Raw genomic sequence first — 18,095 nt, 5'->3', positions numbered from 1 at the left:
CCCTGATGTTCATTGTTTTATTATGGCCGTATTTGGGGTTTATTGCACATCATTTGGGGCGTGCGGTTTGTTCGGTCGCGATTGGCCGGTAGGAGGTTTCACCATGAAAATCGAAGTTGATGTAGATCAGCTGCGCGAGAGCCAGCTCGACCGCGCGGGGAGTGCGGCGGGCGTGGGCTTTCCGGCCGCTATGCTCGACGTGATGGATATCGAGGACGAGTCGCCCCAAAAGCTCCTAGCCCGAGCCGCACGCGAAGGCCTCGACCTCCGTGCCTTCGCCGTCGACGATGACTAGGGTAGCTAATTTGGGACGGGGCGTCTGCACCCGCAGCTGCGCGAAAATGCACGATAAGCCGTCGCAATGGAGTCTAATGACCTCGCGACCGTTCTATTTTGACTGCACGCTGGCTAAGTGAGTAGGCTTTATTGGAAATCCTGAACACACGACTAATTTGCTTCAACAAACCCGCAGGTCACAGAGTTGTGCTTTGGTGACGTGGTCGGCGATTCGGCAAAAGTCTACTCACTTAGTTTTGCCAGACGTAAATTGTCCGCAACGAGGCCTCAGTCTGGGCGATTGATGCTCAAATGTAGCCAATTCGGGACGTGTCTCTTTTAGCTACCTCCTGGTCACTACGACGCCAGTGTGGCGATGACGGCTTCGTCGCCGGCGTATATGAGGGTGTTGCCGTCGGGGATGATCGTTTGGCCGTCGCGTTTGAGCATCACCACAATAAACGGATGCTTGCCTTGCGGCACATCGCGCAGGCGCTGGCCGGCCAGGCGACCGTGGGGCGTCACGGTGACCTCGCGCAGCGTAACCTCGGCACGCTCTTCAAACGTCGGCGCGGCCATCACCAATAGGTCGCCTTCCTCAATTACGGTATCGCCGTTGGGCAGCACCGGGTGTGCACCATCGCGCAGTACCAAGACAACCAGCATGTCCGTTGCGCTGCCAATATCGGCGAGCGAGCGTCCGGCAAACGGATGTCCAGCGCCCACCTTGAGCTTTACAAACGACATGCCGTCCTCGTCGCGGTAGTCGTTAAAGGTGCGGCGCACGTCGCCGGTCTCATCGATCATATCGAGCTTCTTCGCCACCGCTGGCAGCAGCGAGCCCTGCACCACAATGCTCGACACGGCAATTACAAATACCAGGTCAAACAGGTCGTGACCGCCGGGAACGCCGGCTACCATGGCAAAGAGGCTAAAGACGACCGAAGCCGCGCCGCGCAAGCCCGCCCAGCTTACGAGTGCAACCTGGCGAGGGTTCGTCTTAAAGGGCACCAGCAGCAGACCGACGGCGATGGGGCGGCTCGCAAAGAGCATAAACGCCATGAGCGCCAGGCCCGGCAGCAGCATCTGCGGCAGGCGCGCGGGCGTGACGAGCAGGCCCAGCAAAAAGAAGATGGTCATCTCGGCCATCTCGGTGAGGGTGTCAAAAAAGTGCGCCAGCTCGACCTTGCCGGTGATGTCGCTCGCACCCAGCACAATGCCGGCCAGGTACACGGCCAAAAATCCGTTGCCGCCCAGGTAGCTCGGCAGCGCGTAGGCGACGATGGCCACGGCGAACAAAAAGATGGTCTGCGCGCCCTCGGCCGTTGCGTGCGCGCGTTCAATCAGGCGGCCCGCCGCCCAGCCGATGACGAGGCCCAGACCCACGCCCAAGATAATCTGCTTGGCCAGCAGTGCGGGAATGTTGATGTCGCCGCCGGCTGCGAGTGTGGCGAGCACCGCGGTGAGCATGTAGGCGACGGGATCGTTGGAGCCCGATTCGACCTCGAGCAGCGAGTCGGTGCCGCCCTTTAGCGAAAGGCTGTGCTCGCGCAGAACGCTAAAGACGCTGGCCGCGTCGGTGGACGCCACGACCGATCCCAGCAGCAGGCCGCCGATCCAGTCGAAGCCCAGCACAAAGTGGGCGAACACGCCGGTGATGCCGGCAGTGATGACGACGCCGAGCGTGCTCAGCAGAACCGCCGGCGCAGCGACGGGCTTGGCACGGTCGATGTTGGTGTTAAAGCCGCCGTAGAACATGATGAACAATAGCGCCGTGCTGCAGACGGTTTCGGTGAGTGCGTAGTCGCTAAAGTCGATATGCGCCGGGCCGTTGACACCCAACAGCATGCCGAGCGCGATAAAGATGAGCAGGGTGGGGAAGGGGAGCTTTTTGCCGACGGGTTTGATGGTCAGGCACAGAATAATAACGAGGCCGATAAAGAGAAGGATCTGGTTCATGGATGGTGTCCGCTCCTGGGTGGTTGGCGTGGCACGGTCAGTTGTCTGCGGTTATTTGTACCCAAAGATGGTGGGTTTATGGGGTTGGATTGCGGGCGTGCGCGATATCGTCATAGACGGCTGCCGTCTTTGCCTCTGCTCGGAAACCCTTTCCAGCTTTATTGCAACGGAGTACAATGGGTAACGTTTAAGTTCAACTTGAAGTTTTAGTTGCGGCACCGGGCTTCGGCCGCAATGCAAGGAGAGGCGTACCATGGCGATCTATGTGACATCTGATGCTCACGGGCACGTGCGTGCGCTTGACGAGGCCCTGTCTAAGATCTCGTTGACGTCCGACGACACGCTGTACGTGCTGGGCGACATGATCGATCGCGGGCCCGATCCGGTCGGCGTTATTAAGCTCGTGCGCTCGCTGCCCAACGCCCGCGTGCTCAAGGGCAATCACGAGCAGATCATGCTCGACGCCATCATTGGGCAGGATCCGCTCGATGCCGAGACCTGGGATATCAACGGCGGTTGGACTACCCGTCAGCAGCTCAACGACATGGAATTTGAGGCGTACGAGGAGCTCGTGCGTTGGATGGCGACGCTGCCGCTCTACGCGGTGGCCGAGACTGACGAGCGTCCGTACTTGCTGGTGCATGCCGGCATCCAGACCGAGGCTGCGCGAGCGTTTTTGCTTGAACACGATGTGGATTGTGCCGATGGTGCCGGAGCGGTTGGCGCCGATCGCGAACTGCTGAAGCAGATGCTTGCCGTGCAGTCGTCCGATGACCTGCTGTGGATTCGTCACGGCTATTGGGATGCGCCGACAGGGTTGCTTTCTGCCGACGGCAAGGGCCCGGTCGTGGTGAGCGGCCACACGCCCACGGTGTCGCTCGGGCGTTATTGCGAGGTGGGCGGCCTGGCGGGGCTCGATGAGGATTCGGGCCGCGGGCAGATCGTGCGCCTGGGCGGCGAGGATACCGCCGGCGTGCCCGATCGCATCGACATCGACTGCGCGGCGGCAACGGGCTCGGAATTCGGCCGCGTGGGCATCCTGCGCTTGGACGACGGAGCGGAGTTTTACGCTGACGTTCATCCGGGCGAGTAGGGGCTCCGCCGGAATGTGACAAAGGGGCAGTCCCTTTGTCACATTCGAAAGCGGTCTATCTACTAGAAATGGGGCGCGTCTGCGACCGCGGATGCGCGAAAATGCACGAAAAACCGTCGCAACGGAGTTCAATAACGTTGCGACGGTTCTTTTTTGGCTGCTCGCTGGCTAAGTGAGTAGGCTATTTTAGAAATGCTGAGCACACAACAGATTTGCTTCAATAAAACCGCAGGACACAGACTTGTGCTTTGTCGGCGTGGTCGGCGATTCGACAAAAGCCTACTCACTTAGTTTTGGGTGACGCAAATTAGCTACCTAGGCACCGTATGGGTTGCGATCTCGCTCGATGCGCTGGCGGATGTGGGCGTACTCGACGATCAGCAGCACCAGCAGCAGGGCCATGATGGCCAGGTAGCTCACGACGGCGCCCATCAGGCCGAGCAGATTGATCAGAATCACCGGTAGCGCCACGCTCACGGCAAAGCAGATCAGGTAGACCTTGGTGACGTCGCCGGCATGACGCAGCACCGTGATGATGGCGTAGATAAAGTCGATGGCTGCGGTGACGCCGCCGGCGACGACCATCAGCAGCGCCAGCGTACGGTAGCGCTCAAAGTTAAGGCCGTACATAAAGCTCATAATGGGGATGCCGGGGCCTGCCATAAATGCGGCGCACATGCCGGTGATGACCACGATCAGCGCCATAACGGCAACAATAATCAAGTCAAAGCGGCGACGCTTGCGCGGATTCGCCCAAATGCTCGACAGACGCAGGAGCTGCGGTTTATAGATAAATCCAATGCTCAACAAAATAGCCTGCGCCGGAAAGAACAGTGCATTAAAGTACAGCTGATACTTGTAGGCCAGCGTGCCTTCCATCACGAATTTGGGCATGCTCTCGATTAGGTTGAACAGGAACAGCGCGCCAAAAAGTGGGGCGCACTGGATAAACAGGTGGCCAGCCTCGCGCAGACTCATGCGGCGTGATTTTTCGGTTTCGAGCAGGGCGAGCGGGGCGGTGACCAGCACGAGCGAGGCGATTGCGGCGATGCCCATGGCCATGGCCGCGATGGGCATGCCGCGCGTGAGGAACAGTGCCACGCTAAAGACCGCGATGACGCCGGCGGAACGCAGCGTCTGGCTCATGCCAGCCAAATAGAGCTTGTCGGCCTGCTGCAGGCGGCCCTCGTACACGTCGGCGATGCCGTCGATCACCTTATAGAGGTAGACGCCCAGGCCGATCGTGGCCATCTGCGCATCGTAGCCGCGGGCGCTGCTGTATATCAGGCCGCATGCCAGCGCGAACGCACCGCAAAGCCAACGGTTGAGCTGGTAGGAGGCAAAGGACGTCTTTTCGTCGATGTCCGAGACCTGGAAATTGCGCACGCCGTAGTTGCATGCAATCATGATGAGCGTGCCGGTGACAAAGGCGATGGAGAATTTGCCTGCTTCTTCGGCGCCCACGAGCTGCGTAGACACGATGGTGAGCAGCGGAAATGCCAAGCCCCACACGGCGGTGCCGAGGGTGTTCCAAAGATAGTCGCGACTGGTGGCGTGCTCCTCGTATTCCGCTTCCTGCATGGAGAAGCCGCCGCCGTAGACGGCACCGAGCAGACGGTTCCACCAAGCGTTGACCATGCGGCGAACGGGGCCGGGCTCCCGATCGCGATCGCGCCGGCGACGTGTGGCTTGGCTGCTATCGGGCCCGCCGGCGTTGTGCTGGCTCAGCTCCTGGATGCGAGCGAGCTCCTCGGCGGTGTGCGAGGCCGGGAACAGGCCGTTCTCGATGCGACCGCCCTGGCTGGGTGCCCCGCCCGATACGGTGGGGTCGGCGACGCCGTTGTGACGGGCGATGGCGCGGCGGATGCTATCGAGGGGCGTGATGCTCAAGGCGGGGTCCTTTCTATCGCTGCGCTCTAGTATAGACGCGACGATGTTCGCTCGTGTTTTTGAACGGATTGTTCGATAATTTCGGCGGCGCCATTCAGTAGTCGGCACTTGGGGACGTTCCTTATGTGCCGGCACTTTGGGAACGTCCCTAAGTGCCGGCATCCGGGGACACTCCTTGAGTGTTGCCTGTTCAAGAGTGTCCCCAACGATTAGCCGTTTAAAAACGTCCCCAATGACTAGGCCGCTTGCCTGCGATTTTTGACCGTTGGGCGGGCGCTTCGCCGTTGCCGCAAAAACGTTTTTGCATATCGGGTACAACGGGCTTTACGTGAGTAAAGTGCGCGCCTCGTCCACGTGTCGCGCTTTTAAAGGAGGCCCCATGCCAGGTGTTACCCCTGCAGAAGTTCTGTCCAACTTTGGCATTACGCTGGTCGAAGATCCTGCCGAGAACCAGCCCCGCCTGCTGGTCGACCTGCCGGCAGCCGAGCTCGTCGAGCACGCCATCCGTCGCAACGAAGGTCGTATGGCCTCCAACGGCGCGCTGGTGATCGAGACGGGGGAGCGCACTGGCCGCTCGCCTAATGACCGCTTTATCGTTGACACCCCCGATGTTCACGACAAGATTGCCTGGGGCGCGGTCAACCGTCCGCTGTCCGTCGAGAGCTATGAGGCCATCAAGGCCGGCATCGTCGACTATCTCAACGAGCGCGACGTGTTCGTCACCCGTGGCATGGCAGGCGCCGACCGCAACCACACGCGTCGACTGCTCGTTGCCTGCGAGCGTGCCAGCCAGGCACTCTTTATTAAGCAGATGCTCGCCCGCCCGCTCGCCCGCGAAATCGCGCGCACCGGCGAGCCCGACTTCTGCGTGCTCGCAGCGCCCGGTTACCAGTGCGACCCTGCCATCAAGGGCCTCAACTCCAGCGCTGCCGTGGTCATCAACTTCCAGGAACGCGTGATTCTGGTCGCCGGCACCGGCTACTCCGGCGAGATTAAAAAGTCGATTTTTAGCGTCATGAACTATCTGCTGCCCGTCGAGGACGACGTGCTGCCCATGCACTGCTCGGCCAGCATGGATCCCGTCACGCACGAGACCGCCGTGTTCTTTGGCCTGTCCGGCACCGGCAAGACCACGCTTTCGGCCAATCCCACGCGCCTGCTGATCGGCGACGACGAGCACGGCTGGTCCGACATGGGCATCTTCAACATCGAGGGCGGCTGCTACGCCAAATGCGAGGGCCTGGACGCCTTCCACGAGCCCGAGATCTTCAACGCTGTCCGCTTTGGCGCGATCTGCGAAAACGTGGTGCTCGACGAGAACCGCAAGCCAAACTACGATGACATCTCGATCACGCACAACACGCGCGTGGCCTATCCCGTGGAGCACATTCCTAACGCGTGGACTAAGGGCATGGGCACCACTCCGAGTGTCGTGCTGTTCCTGACTTGCGACGCTTTTGGCGTGCTGCCGCCCATCTCGCGTCTGACGGCCGACGCCGCCATGTACCACTTTGTGACGGGCTTTACGGCTAAGATTCCCGGCACCGAGGTCGGCGTCACCGAGCCCACGCCCACGTTCTCTTCGCTGTTCGGCGAGCCGTTTATGCCACTCGACCCCATGGTTTACGCCAAGATGCTCGGCGAGCGCATTGCCGACGGCCGCACGCGCGTGTACCTGGTCAACACCGGCTGGATCGGCGGCGGCTACGGCGTAGGCCATCGCATCGAGCTGGCCTACACGCGCTCGCTGGTTGCGCGCGCCCTCGACGGTACCATCGAGGACAGCGAGTTCGTGCACGACGACATCTTTAACGTCGACATTCCCACCACGTGCCACGGTGTGCCCGACGGCATCCTGGTGCCGCGCCGGTACTGGCAGAGCACCGCTCGTTACGACGAGGCTGCACACAACCTGGCCGTGATGTTCGAGGAGAACTTCGAGAAGAAGTACTCGCACCTGCCCGAGTCCGTCAAGGCCGCCGGTCCGCACGCTCAAGTACACGCCGACGCCCGTCATCGCGGCCGCGGGCTGCTGGGACTTCGCCACTAGCTTCGCCGTGAGTCCATATCAACCACAAAGGGGACAGGCACCTTTGTGGTGGTTTTGCTCGCGTGGATGACTCGGGTTACAATACGCCTGACATATCGTCCCCTTCTCCGGATGGGGACAGCGCAAGCGTTCTTGTGACGGCACCGTAGGACTTTGAAGGTGGCCGTCGTGAGGGCGCTTTTTGTTTAGGCGCCCTCGCTCGGGCGCGCACGATGAAGGGAGCACGTATGAAGGGCTTTATTGCTGAGGATTCATTCTGGGAGCTGTTTCCGCAGGCAGCGGTCGGTGTGGTGGTCGTAAAGGGCATGAAGCCCGCGGCTCAGATTCCCCAGGAGGACGTGGATGCGATCGCCGCGTTGCTCGACCGCGCCAATATCGATGCGGAGCGTCATCTGACCAGCGATACTATCAGCGAGAACGCACCGGTCAAAGCATGGCGCGAGGCCTACCGTCTGTTCAAGACCAAAAAGGGCGCCCGCTGCTCGATCGAGAATTTGCTCAAGCGCGTGCTCAAGGGCAAGCCGGTCGGTCATATCACACCGGCGGTGGACATCTACAACACGGTGTCGCTGACCTACGCGCTGCCCGTTGGCGGCGAGGACCTGCGCGCTATCGAGGGTAATCTGCGCCTGGCGGTTACTGATGGCGGCGACGCATTCCTGCCGCTTGGCGAGGAGGCGGACGATCCGACGTTGCCTGGAGAGCTCGCCTACATCGATGATGCGGGCGCCGTGTGCCGCTGCTGGAACTGGCGCGACGGCGTTCGAACGGCTCTGTCCGATGATTCGGCCGATGCGTTCCTGGCGATTGAGTGCGTGGAGCCCGAGCGGATGGGGGATTGCCAGGCAGCGATCGATCGCTTAGCCGAACTGCTTGAGCGCTATCTGGGAGCGACGGTTGTCGTTAAGACACTTGTGACCCGCGACAATCCCTGTGTGGAGCTGTAGCGGCGTCTGCGGATCATGTTCGCCGGTCAAAACCACCACAAAGGTACCTGTCCTTTGTGGTGGTTTTTATGTTGATGGGTCAACAAATAGGTCGTGCAGGGCTGGCGGCCGCTGGGTACGGCTAAGATGTTTACCCGTTAGCATTATGCAAGCGAAAGGCGGTCGTCTCCCATGCAGCAGAGCGATGAGACACGTTTCGAGGACTTTGTCGGACTGATCAGCGGGCTCTACAAGGAGATCCAGCGCATTAAGACATCCGAGGGCGCAAGGCTGGGCCTCAAGGGCTCCGACGTTATGTGCCTGTACTATCTTGAGCGCAGCAAGGACGGCCTGACTGGCGCCGACCTGGCTCGCATGGCAGGCGTGACCCGCGCCGCCGTCTCGCGTACGCTCGCGCATCTGGAGGAGGGTGGCTACGTCGAGGTCGATGATTCGGGCGATGCCGCCGTTAAGTATCGTGCTCCGGTGCGCCTGACCGCTCTGGGCGGCGAGAGCATGAGCGAGGCGGACCGCATCATTCGCGAGGTGCTCGATACCACCGGTAAGGCTATGGGTGTGGAGCAGCGCGAGCAGATGTATGCGTCGCTGCGCACGATTCTCAACACCCTGCGCGAGATCTAAGGCCGCCAAGGCATTTGCTTCCAATCAACAACTTAACAACTGCATAGTCCCGTTTGAGCGCGTATGCCGTGCCGGGGCATTGCTGTCAAAATTCCCTGCGCGGGACCTGCGCAAGAAAGGATTCGCTATGTCCATTCGTATTATTACCGATTCCGCGAGCGATATGTCGCCGGCTGAGCATCCCGCTCTGCGTGTTCTGCCGCTGTCCGTCACCTTTGGCACCGATGTGTACATGGATGGCGTCGACATCGATCACCAGCGCTTTTACGAGATGCTCGTGGAGCGCGATGAGCTGCCCAAGACCGGCCAGGTCAACCCGTACGCGTTTTCGCAGGCTATTGCCGAGGCGCGAGAGGCCGGCGATGAGGCTGTGATTATTACCGTGGGCGCTAAGCTTTCGGGCACCAATCAGAGTGCCCGTACCGCACTTGCCGAGGCGCCGGGCGGCGACGTGTACGTGGTGGATAGCAATAACGTCACTCTGGGCGAGCGTATCCTGGTCGAGTATGCGCTGCGCTTGGTGGACGAGGGCCGCAGTGCGGCTCAGATCGCGGCGGCCGTCGAGGCCGTCCGTGACCGCGTGGTCGTCATCGGCCTGCTCGAGACGCTGGAGTACCTGGTGCGCGGCGGTCGTCTGTCTGCTGCGGCCGGCGCCGTGGGTACGCTGCTCAACGTAAAGCCCGTTGTGGCTGTCGAGGACGGTCTGATCGTGCAACTGGGCAAGGCGCGCGGTTCCAAGAACGGCCGCAACCTGCTGAACCAAAAGGTCGAAAAAGCGGGCGGCATCGACTTTTCCATGCCGCTGGCGCTGGGCTATACGGGCCTTTCGGATGCGGTGCTCAAGAAGTATGTCGAGGACAGCGCGGCACTGTGGGCTGGCCACACCGAGGGCGAACTGCCCGTTCACACCATCGGCGCCACCATCGGCACCCACGTAGGCCCCGGTGCCGTCGCCGTAGCCTTCTTCCAGCCCGCCAACTAACCGACCTGCCATAAACCACCACAAAGGGGACACAGGCACCTTTGTGGTGGTTTATGCTTTTCCGGGTGGAAGGGAGCGAGCAATGGCGTCTGAGGGCTTTTTTGAACGGGTGTACGAGGTGGTCGAGCAGATCCCCGAGGGGATGGTCGCCACGTATGGCCAGGTGGCGCTGCTTGCCGGTCGTCCACGAAGCGCGCGGTACGTGGGGTATGCCCTGCATTGTAATCCGCGCCCCGGCGAGATTCCCTGTCACCGCGTGGTGTTTGCCGACGGGCACATATGCGAAGGCTTCGCTTTTGGCGGTTCCGATGCTCAACGTGAGCTTTTGCTAGGGGAGGGTGTGGCGTTTAAGGACGACATGCACGTCGACTTGGCCGCCTGTCGCTGGCCAGCGGGGCTCTAGCGGATCTGCCGTGGCGTAAACCACCACAAAGGTGCCTGTCCCCTTTGTGGTGTTAGTTTACTTGGGCTAACTTATGGAGAAGCTATGGCGGCGCATTTTGTCGTCAAAAAGTAAACCACGGCGAACTATATTGGTTTCAGCAACGGAGCAGGCAATAGGCGATGAAAAAGCCTGCCCTGTTGAGTTTGATTCGCATTCCTCCCCTCTGTGCGATTCAACGGTGTACTTCGGGAACAGGCCCGCTGGCAGCTAACTGCCGGCGGGCCTGTTCCTGTTTGTCGGGAGAGTGTGATGGACGGAGCCGAAGCGGTCCGGCTCCAAAAAAGGCGGACGCCGTAGCGCCCGCCCTATAGCAATCGAAAGCTCAAGCCAGCAGATCGGTCTAGTACACCATGCCCATGGCGTCCTGAACCTCTGCCAGGGTCTGCTCGGCAATCTCGTTGGCGCGACGGTTGCCCTCGTGCAGCACGTCCTTCACGTAATCCAGATCGTTCTCGTAGCGCTGACGACGCTCGCGGATCGGCGCGAAGTACTCGTTGACGGCCTCGGTCACGTACTTCTTGAGTTGGCCGGAGCCGCCCATGCCAATCTCCTCTGCAATCTCGACCTCGGAACGGCTGGTGCAGATGGCTGCCGTCGAAAGCAGGCCGGATACGCCGGGGCGGTTCTCGGGATCGAACGTGATCATGCGCTCGGAGTCGGTCTGGCTCTTCTTGATGCGCTTGGCCGTCTCCTCGGCGGTCATCGAGATGTTGATGGCGTTGCCGTAGCTCTTGCTCATCTTGCGACCGTCCAGGCCCGGCAGCAGCGGGGTCTCGGACAGCAGCGCGTCGACCTCGGGGAACACCTTGCCGTAGCGGTTGTTAAAGCGGCGGGCGATGGTGCGGGTGAGCTCGATGTGCGGCAGCTGGTCGCGACCGACGGGCACCACATTGCCCTTGCAGAACAGGATGTCGCAGGCCTGGTGCACCGGGTAGGTGAGCAGAAGGCCGGTGAGCTCGTGGCCCGAGGCCTCCATCTCGGCCTTGACCGTGGGGTTGCGCGCCAGTTCGGCCTCGGAAACCAGCGACAGGAACGGCAGCATGAGCTGGTTGGCTGCGGGCACGGCGGAGTGCGCGTAGATCATGGTCTTGTCGGGGTCGATGCCGCAGGCAAGGTAGTCCATGACCATGTTGTACACGTTGTCCTGGATGTGCTCGGTCGTGTCGCGGTCGGTGATGACCTGGTAGTCGGCGATGAGCACGTTGGTCTTGGCGCCCATGTTCTGCAGCTCAACACGGCCCTTGAGGGTGCCGAAGTAGTGACCCAGGTGCAGACGGCCGGTGGGGCGGTCGCCGGTGAGCATGGTGAACTTTTCGGGCGTTTTGGCCAGGCCCTCGCGAATGGCGTTGCTCTTTTGCAGCGCGACTTCGTAGCTGTTCTCGTTTGGCATGATTGCTCCTAACGTATGTTCATGGGTCAAGATGATAACGCGTTTATTGGAGGGGCGGGTCGTAAGTAGGCGAGGGGCGGGAGAGCGGCGGCTTGTGCGATGGGCGCGGCGTGGCTGCACGTTTGGCCGGCGGCGTCTGGACGCATCCTCGGCAGCTTACCCTAGCGCCTGCGGTGGCGCTCTTCCTTACGTTCCTCGGCTGCCTGCTCCTCCTGCTTAAAGGCGGGGTCGTCGGGGGTGACGAGCTCGTCCTCGTGCGTGCGCTTGTTGTAATGGTGGCGCAGCACGGGCTCAAACAGGTGCAGGTGTTTGGCAAAGGCCGCCGAGCCAATGGCGAGCACGGTAAAGATGAGCACGCGCATGGGCACCTCGACCTGGTTAATCGCGGCGGCGCCGGCCGAAAGCATGATGCACCAGGCATAGATGAGCAGCACGGCCTGTTTTTGGTTGTAGCCTTCTTGGATCAGGCGGTGGTGGATGTGGCCCTTGTCGGCCTGCCCGATGCTAATGTGGGCGCGCCTGCGGCGCACGATGGCGCTAAACGTGTCGATGATGGGCACGCCGGCAACGATGAGCGGGATGATAAGCGAGGTGAGCGCGGCGGTGCGACTCACGTTGAGCAGCGAGATGGAGCCCAGCGCAAAGCCCAGAAGCAGCGACCCCGAGTCGCCCAAGAAGATGCTTGCGGGGTTGAAGTTGTAGCGCAAAAAGGCCAGACAGGCGCCAAAGAGCGCAATGGAGAGCGCGGCGGCGTCGATGCGGCCTGAGAGAACGGCCATCGAAAACATGGTGAACGAGGCGATGCCGCAGATGCCCGTGGCCAAGCCGTCGAGGCCGTCGATGAGGTTAATGATGTTGGTGAATGCCACCAGATAGATCACGGTGATGGGGTAGGCGAGCCATCCGAGCATGATCTCGCCGGGGGCAAACGGGTTGACGATGACGCCGATTTTTAGGCCGCCGATACAGGCGATGAGCGCGGCGAGGACCTGTCCGGCCAGCTTTTGCTTGGGCTTGAGCTGGAAGACGTCGTCGATAGCGCCGGTCGCAAAGATGACGGTAAAGGAGAGCGCCAGCATGGGATAGCTAATGTGAAGGCGCGGGTGCGGCACCAGGACGGGCGGCCAGCCTAGGTGCCAGGTGCCTAGGATTTGCACAATGCAGGCAACGACCAGGCCCAAAAACACCGCCGTTCCGCCCAAACGCGGGATGGGCTTGGTGTTGATGCGGCGCTTAGAAGGATAGTCGACGGCGTCGAGCTTAATTGCCAAGCGCTTGACCAGGGGCACCGTGAGGAAGGTCGTGATAAAGGCCGCCGCTGCCACGCATAGGTACGGTATGTAGCTCGGGGATGAAGCCATGAATCTAAAAACCGCCAAGCGTCGAAGGGAAAGGTCAGAAGAACGCCATGCGCAAAGGGCATAGCCGAATCATGATACTCGACCAAGGGGGGTGCATGGAATTGCACGCAGCGATAATCACGCGCTTACCAGATATTGGGATGTTGTCGATGGCTTGTCGGGATGCCGGCGGGGATCCATGTGGACTGTAATGGTGAATTTCGGCAAAAGAAAACCACCCCCCACGTTACGAAAATGAACCCACCTAAAACAGGTGGGTGCCCTCATCGACTGTTCCAGCGTCCTTAACAACGAAGGATACCTGTACTGAGTACGACTGTGTGGGCTCCCTAAATAAACGCGACGGTTCACCCAGTTGCTCCGCGGGGGGCGGAATACCTACATCATAAAGCGGCACTTTATCGATTCCAGTCTTGACATTACAAAAATCGTGTCGGACGATTACGGCACCTTTAGGCTCGAGCCGTCTGTACGGCTGGTCCTTTTGCGTTTGAGCTGCTGAATCATTGTTTTGGAGCATGTTTTTATGCCGACGTCGTTGACCGAACTTTTTTCGCCCGTCTGCCATTTGTGTCCGCGCCGTTGCGGTGCGGCGCGCGACGAGGGCGCGCGTGGCGTGTGCGGCGCCGACGACACGCTTAAGGTCGCCCGCGCGGCGCTCCATATGTGGGAGGAGCCGCCTATTTCGGGCGAGGCCGGCTCGGGTACGATTTTCTTTAGCGGCTGTTCGCTCAAATGTATCTACTGCCAGAACCACGAGATCTCGACCGGCAATTTTGGCCTTGAGATTTTGCCTGAGCGCCTGGTCGAAATTATGCTGGAACTGCAGGACCAGGGTGCCAACAACATCAATTTGGTGACGGCGACGCACTATGCGCATCTGTTGCCTGCCGCGATTGCCGCGGCACGGACGCGCGGGCTGGTCATCCCGATCGTCTACAACACGAGTGGTTACGAGCGCGCGAGTGCCGTGGCGGCGCTGGGCGACCTGGTCGATGTGTGGCTCACCGATTTTAAATATGCCGATGCCGGGCTTGCGCAGTCGCTTTCTCATATTAAGGACTATCCGCGCGTGGCCGTGTCGGGTCTGGCCCAGATGGCGCACGAGGTCGAGCGCCGCGGGGGAGAGTTGGTGGATGAGGGCGGGCTCATGAAGCGCGGCATCATCGTGCGCCACCTGGTGCTGCCGGGGCATGCGGATGACTCGTGCCGCGTGTTAGACCTGGTGTGGCAGACGGTGGGCGACGTGCCGATCTCGGTCATGAACCAGTACACGCCCAATGCGCTCATGCGCGAGCAGGGCGGCGATCTGGCGCGCGCCGTGACGCGCGAGGAGTACGAGCAGGTGCTCGACCATGCCGACGACCTGGGCTTTACGACGATGTTTTGGCAAGAGGGCGGCGCGGTAGACGAGAGCTTCACCCCGGCGTTCGATACCACCGGTGTTCTTACTAGTGCTCAAACCAGCTAATCTGGGACGAGGCTCTTTGAGTAGTCTTTTTGGGACGGGGCTGTTTTAGCTACCCCTGCCGCTGTTCGACCAAACCGTTCGCGTTGTCTGTCGGGGTAGCTAAAACAGCCCCGTCCCAAAAAGACTGGGTATTGGGCGTTGACAGTTGGCGAGCCGTAGGTAAAATATCAACTTGTCCTGGGGACGTAGCTCAGTTGGGAGAGCGCTGCCGTCGCATGGCAGAGGCCGAGGGTTCGACTCCCTTCGTCTCCACCCTTGGATTTGATAAGCCGCTGACATTGCGTCGGCGGCTTTTTTTAAAAGAAAGGGCTGTACCATGGCCGAGCTTGAGTCCCAACCACTGTCTGCCGAGGAACGCGCCGAGTTGGAAGAGCTCCGCGCCGAGAAAGCTCGTCGCGAGGCCCAGGAAGAGGCACGCCGCGAGCGTGAGGAGCTGGCCGCCCTGCGTGCCGAGCGTGCGAAGGCCGAGGAGGCTGCCGCGAAGCCCGCGCCCACCGCACCCAAACCTCAGCCTAAAAGGGCCACTCGTCCCAAGCCCGTCGAGCCCAAACCGAGCCGTGACGAGATGAGCTTTGCCCAGCGCATGGTTACCTCCAAGGAGCCTACGGGCGAGAACGAGATCCCTGGCATGGCGCCGGCTCAAAAAATCATCATTGTCCTTGCCCTCATCGCGTTTGTCATCTTTATGGGCTACACGATCCTGACCAGCATGGGCCTGCTCTAGCCGATTCGCGCCGGGTGTCATGCCCGAACACTCTGCCCTTCTCCAACCCTCAACCTCTGCACAACGCATCCGAAAGGTCGCCCCATGGCTTTGACCGATATCTCTCATCCCACCGACATCGCAATGCTCACCGATCTGTACGAGCTCACTATGGCCCAGGGCCTGTGGGAGAGCGGCAAGGCCAATGAGCAAGGTTGTTTTACCGCGTTTTACCGCGACCATCCCTTTGGCAGCGCCTATGCCGTCATGTGCGGCACCGCCGAGCTGCCCGAGCTGGTCGAGAATCTGCGCTTTACGCCCGAGGACATCGACTACCTCGCCTCGCTCCAGGCCCCTGCCGGCGGCGCGATGTTCAAGCCTGGATTCCTCGACTACCTGCGCGATTTTCGTGCGCATGTAAACATCGACGCCGTGCCCGAGGGCGAGCTCGTCTTTCCGCGCGAGCCCATGGTGCGCGTCACCGGTCCCGCGCTGGAATGCCAGCTGCTCGAGACGGCGTTGCTCAACATCGTCGGGTTCCAGACGCTTGTCGCCACCAAGACGGCGCGCGTGGTGCTCGCCGCCGACGGTCGCCCCGTGGCGGAGTTTGGCCTGCGCCGAGCCCAGGGTCCCGATGGCGGCCTGGCCGTTGCGCGCGCGAGCTACGTTGCCGGCTGCTCCTCTACGTCCAATGTGCTCGCCGGCCGCCGCTACGGTATTCCCGTCTTTGGCACGCATGCGCACAGCTGGGTGATGAGCTTCGATTCCGAGCTCGAGGCCTTCCGCGCCTTTGCCAAGTCGAGTCCCAAGAACTGTACGCTGCTTATCGACACCTATGACGTGCGCGAGGGCTGCGAGCATGCCATTACGGTTGCCAAGGAGATGGAGGCGGTGGGCGAGCGTCTGTCGGCCATTCGCATCGACTCCGGCGACCTCGCCAAGCTCTCCAAGTATGTTCGCGGCCGTTTTGATGCCGAGGGCCTGCCCTATGTGGGGATTTCGGTTTCCAACGATCTGGATGAGTACACGATTCAGTCGCTGCTCGACCAGGGCGCGCCCATCGACAGCTTTGGCGTGGGTACCAAGCTTGCGACCTGCTATGACCAGCCGGCGCTGGGCGGCGTGTACAAGCTTTCCGCCCGCCGTGCGAGCGAGGCAGATCCATGGACGCCGGTGGTCAAGCTCTCCGAGCAGCCCTACAAGCGCACGATCCCGGGCGTGCAACGTGTGCGCCGTTATTACGACGGCTTTGGCGGCCCGGTCTGCGACATGATCTACGACGAGGACCATCTGGCGGGGGAGGGCGCCGCGCGCGGCAATACCCTCGTGGCCGTGAATGATGCCGCCTTGGTGACCGACGTGTCCGAACTTGAGTATCGCGAGCTGCTGGTGCCGATCGTGCGCGATGGCAGTGCGGTGGCTCCGCGTGAGAGCATCCAGGACGCGCGCGAGCGCTGTGCTTGGGCGCTCGATCATCTGGACGCAGCTTTCAAGCGCTTCCTGTACCCGCAGACCTATGTGGTGGGCATGGAGCAGGGCCTGGCTCAGGTGCGCGACGAGCTCGTGCGCAAGAACATGGCTGCGGCTTCGGCCTTCCCCTGGGCAAAATGATCCGAAGGGGACGGAGGAAAACGGATCATTTTCGTCCGTCCCGCACTAGGCGCCCCGACTGCCCCAGCTCGCCCGAACGCTCGACATTCGATTGGTTTGACGTATGACGACTTCTTATAAAACGATGGTGGTAAAGATCGGTTCGTCCACGGTGGTGGGCGCCGACGGCAAGGTCAACCGCGCCTTTATCGGCGGGCTTGCCGACCAGGCCGCAGCGCTGCGCGAGCTTGGCTGGCGCCTGGTCGTGGTGAGCTCGGGTGCCATTGCCTGCGGCTATCCCGTGCTGGGCTTCGACCGCAAGCCGGTCGGTGACCTGCCGAGCCTGCAGGCCTGCGCCTCGGCCGGTCAGTGCATCATCTCGTCGGCCTACGACGAGGAGTTCCATGCGCGCGACCTGCTCACCTCTCTCGTCCTGCTCACGCGTCACGACACGGCGCGCCGCACGTCCTACCTGCACGCGCGCGACGCCCTGCTGCGCCTGGTGGAGCTGGGCGTGGTGCCGGTCGTCAACGAGAACGACACCGTTACCGTCGATGAGATCAAGTTCGGCGACAACGACACGCTGGCGGCGCTTGTGAGCTGCCTGGTTTCTGCCGATCTGTGCGTGACGCTCTCGGACATCGATGGCCTCTATACCGCCAATCCGCACGAGGACCCCACGGCCGAGTTCGTCCCGGTCGTGCATAAGATCGATGCCAAGATCATCGCCTCGGCGGGCGATTCTTCGACTTCGGTGGGCACGGGCGGCATGATCACAAAGATTCGCGCGAGCCGCATTCTGATGACGGCGGGCATTCAAAGCGTGATTTGCTCGGGCGAGGAGCCCGATGCGCTCGTGCGTCTGGCCCGCGGCGAGAGCGTGGGTACGTTGTTCGATCCGCCGGCTGAGCGCCTGGACATCGCGCCCCGCAAGCTGTGGATCGCGCTGGGCGACAAGGCGCATGGCTCGGTGACGGTCGATGATGGTGCTGCGAAGGCGCTGGTCAGCCGTGGATCTTCCCTGCTTGCAGTGGGTATTCGCGAGGTCGATGGCCAGTTTGCCGAGGGCGATGTGCTCGATGTGTGCGATCCGAGCGGTATGGTCGTCGCCCGCGGTATCGCCGAGGCCGATTCGGACGTGCTGGAACTTGCCGCCGGCCGCCGCCAGGACCAGATCGCCAGCAACCGCCTGCTCGCTAACCTGGCCGAGAAGCCGGCGATACACAGGGACAATCTAATCGTCTTCGCATAACGGGTCGACGCTGCGCGCCGCCCAGAGCGACAATTTGTCATTCAAAAGGCGAGGCATGACCATCA

At 61.4% G+C, this 18,095-nt stretch carries 15 protein-coding genes and 1 tRNA gene; 12 read left to right on the top strand and 4 right to left on the bottom strand.

The annotated features are described in order from the left end of the window. The first annotated feature begins 103 nt into the window (after positions 1-103). Positions 104-295 (top strand): hypothetical protein, encoded by a 192-nt coding sequence (locus DWY05_RS01030; RefSeq protein ID WP_117820499.1) that lies wholly within the window; start codon positions 104-106, stop codon positions 293-295. Between the two features lie 338 nt (positions 296-633). Here the strand turns inward: DWY05_RS01030 and DWY05_RS01025 are convergent, their stop codons facing one another. Continuing rightward, entirely contained in the window at positions 634-2,235 is a 1,602-nt protein-coding gene (locus DWY05_RS01025; protein ID WP_117820500.1) for a potassium/proton antiporter, read from the bottom strand. Positions 2,236-2,488: 253 nt separating this feature from the next. Here DWY05_RS01025 and DWY05_RS01015 point away from each other — a divergent pair, with 253 nt between their 5' ends. After that, complete coding sequence (locus DWY05_RS01015) at positions 2,489-3,328, top strand: metallophosphoesterase family protein (protein ID WP_117820501.1); 840 nt, start codon at positions 2,489-2,491, stop codon at positions 3,326-3,328. 315 nt (positions 3,329-3,643) lie between these two features. Here the strand turns inward: DWY05_RS01015 and DWY05_RS01010 are convergent, their stop codons facing one another. After that, positions 3,644-5,218, bottom strand: a complete 1,575-nt coding sequence (locus tag DWY05_RS01010) for a lipopolysaccharide biosynthesis protein (protein WP_233503974.1) — start codon at positions 5,216-5,218, stop codon at positions 3,644-3,646. Between the two features lie 379 nt (positions 5,219-5,597). On the opposite strand from DWY05_RS01010, the gene pckA reads away from it, so the two are divergent. From pckA to DWY05_RS00985, 5 genes are all read left to right on the top strand, one after another. Beyond that, a complete protein-coding gene (gene pckA / locus DWY05_RS01005) occupies positions 5,598-7,268 on the top strand; it encodes a phosphoenolpyruvate carboxykinase (ATP) (protein WP_199409543.1) in 1,671 nt (556 codons plus the stop codon). A gap of 227 nt (positions 7,269-7,495) precedes the next feature. Continuing rightward, entirely contained in the window at positions 7,496-8,215 is a 720-nt protein-coding gene (locus tag DWY05_RS01000) for a B3/4 domain-containing protein (RefSeq protein ID WP_117820502.1), read from the top strand. A gap of 171 nt (positions 8,216-8,386) precedes the next feature. Further along, complete coding sequence (locus DWY05_RS00995) at positions 8,387-8,836, top strand: MarR family winged helix-turn-helix transcriptional regulator (protein ID WP_117820503.1); 450 nt, start codon at positions 8,387-8,389, stop codon at positions 8,834-8,836. A 127-nt stretch (positions 8,837-8,963) separates the two neighbouring features. After that, positions 8,964-9,818 carry a DegV family protein gene (locus tag DWY05_RS00990; protein WP_117820504.1) on the top strand — a complete coding sequence of 285 codons (855 nt, stop codon included), beginning with the start codon at positions 8,964-8,966 and terminating at the stop codon, positions 9,816-9,818. Positions 9,819-9,900: 82 nt separating this feature from the next. Continuing rightward, positions 9,901-10,221 carry an MGMT family protein gene (locus DWY05_RS00985; protein WP_117820505.1) on the top strand — a complete coding sequence of 107 codons (321 nt, stop codon included), beginning with the start codon at positions 9,901-9,903 and terminating at the stop codon, positions 10,219-10,221. 382 nt (positions 10,222-10,603) lie between these two features. On the opposite strand, the gene trpS is transcribed toward DWY05_RS00985, so the two are convergent. Next, positions 10,604-11,653: a tryptophan--tRNA ligase gene (gene trpS / locus DWY05_RS00980; protein ID WP_117820506.1), complete on the bottom strand. Its 1,050-nt coding sequence runs from the start codon at positions 11,651-11,653 to the stop codon at positions 10,604-10,606. A gap of 161 nt (positions 11,654-11,814) precedes the next feature. Further along, positions 11,815-13,014, bottom strand: coding sequence for an MraY family glycosyltransferase (locus DWY05_RS00975; RefSeq protein ID WP_117820507.1), 1,200 nt, complete (start codon positions 13,012-13,014; stop codon positions 11,815-11,817). A 526-nt stretch (positions 13,015-13,540) separates the two neighbouring features. Here DWY05_RS00975 and DWY05_RS00970 point away from each other — a divergent pair. From DWY05_RS00970 to proB, 5 genes are all read left to right on the top strand, one after another. Further along, the gene (locus DWY05_RS00970; protein ID WP_117820508.1) at positions 13,541-14,485 is read left to right on the top strand and encodes a radical SAM protein; all 945 of its coding nucleotides are present in this window, start codon (positions 13,541-13,543) and stop codon (positions 14,483-14,485) included. Between the two features lie 179 nt (positions 14,486-14,664). Then, positions 14,665-14,737: transfer RNA gene (locus tag DWY05_RS00965), tRNA-Ala, on the top strand. A 64-nt stretch (positions 14,738-14,801) separates the two neighbouring features. After that, complete coding sequence (locus DWY05_RS00960; RefSeq protein WP_117820509.1) at positions 14,802-15,209, top strand: hypothetical protein; 408 nt, start codon at positions 14,802-14,804, stop codon at positions 15,207-15,209. Between the two features lie 84 nt (positions 15,210-15,293). Beyond that, the gene (locus tag DWY05_RS00955) at positions 15,294-16,799 is read left to right on the top strand and encodes a nicotinate phosphoribosyltransferase (RefSeq protein ID WP_117635036.1); all 1,506 of its coding nucleotides are present in this window, start codon (positions 15,294-15,296) and stop codon (positions 16,797-16,799) included. A 103-nt stretch (positions 16,800-16,902) separates the two neighbouring features. Beyond that, positions 16,903-18,030, top strand: a complete 1,128-nt coding sequence (gene proB, locus DWY05_RS00950) for a glutamate 5-kinase (protein WP_117820510.1) — start codon at positions 16,903-16,905, stop codon at positions 18,028-18,030. Positions 18,031-18,095: the final 65 nt, after the last annotated feature.

This window comes from Collinsella sp. AF23-4AC, from assembly GCF_003462685.1.
In the GTDB taxonomy this organism is placed as follows: domain Bacteria; phylum Actinomycetota; class Coriobacteriia; order Coriobacteriales; family Coriobacteriaceae; genus Collinsella.
The sequence above is the reverse complement of the archived record's forward strand: the minus strand, read 5'-3'. Positions and strand labels throughout refer to the sequence as shown.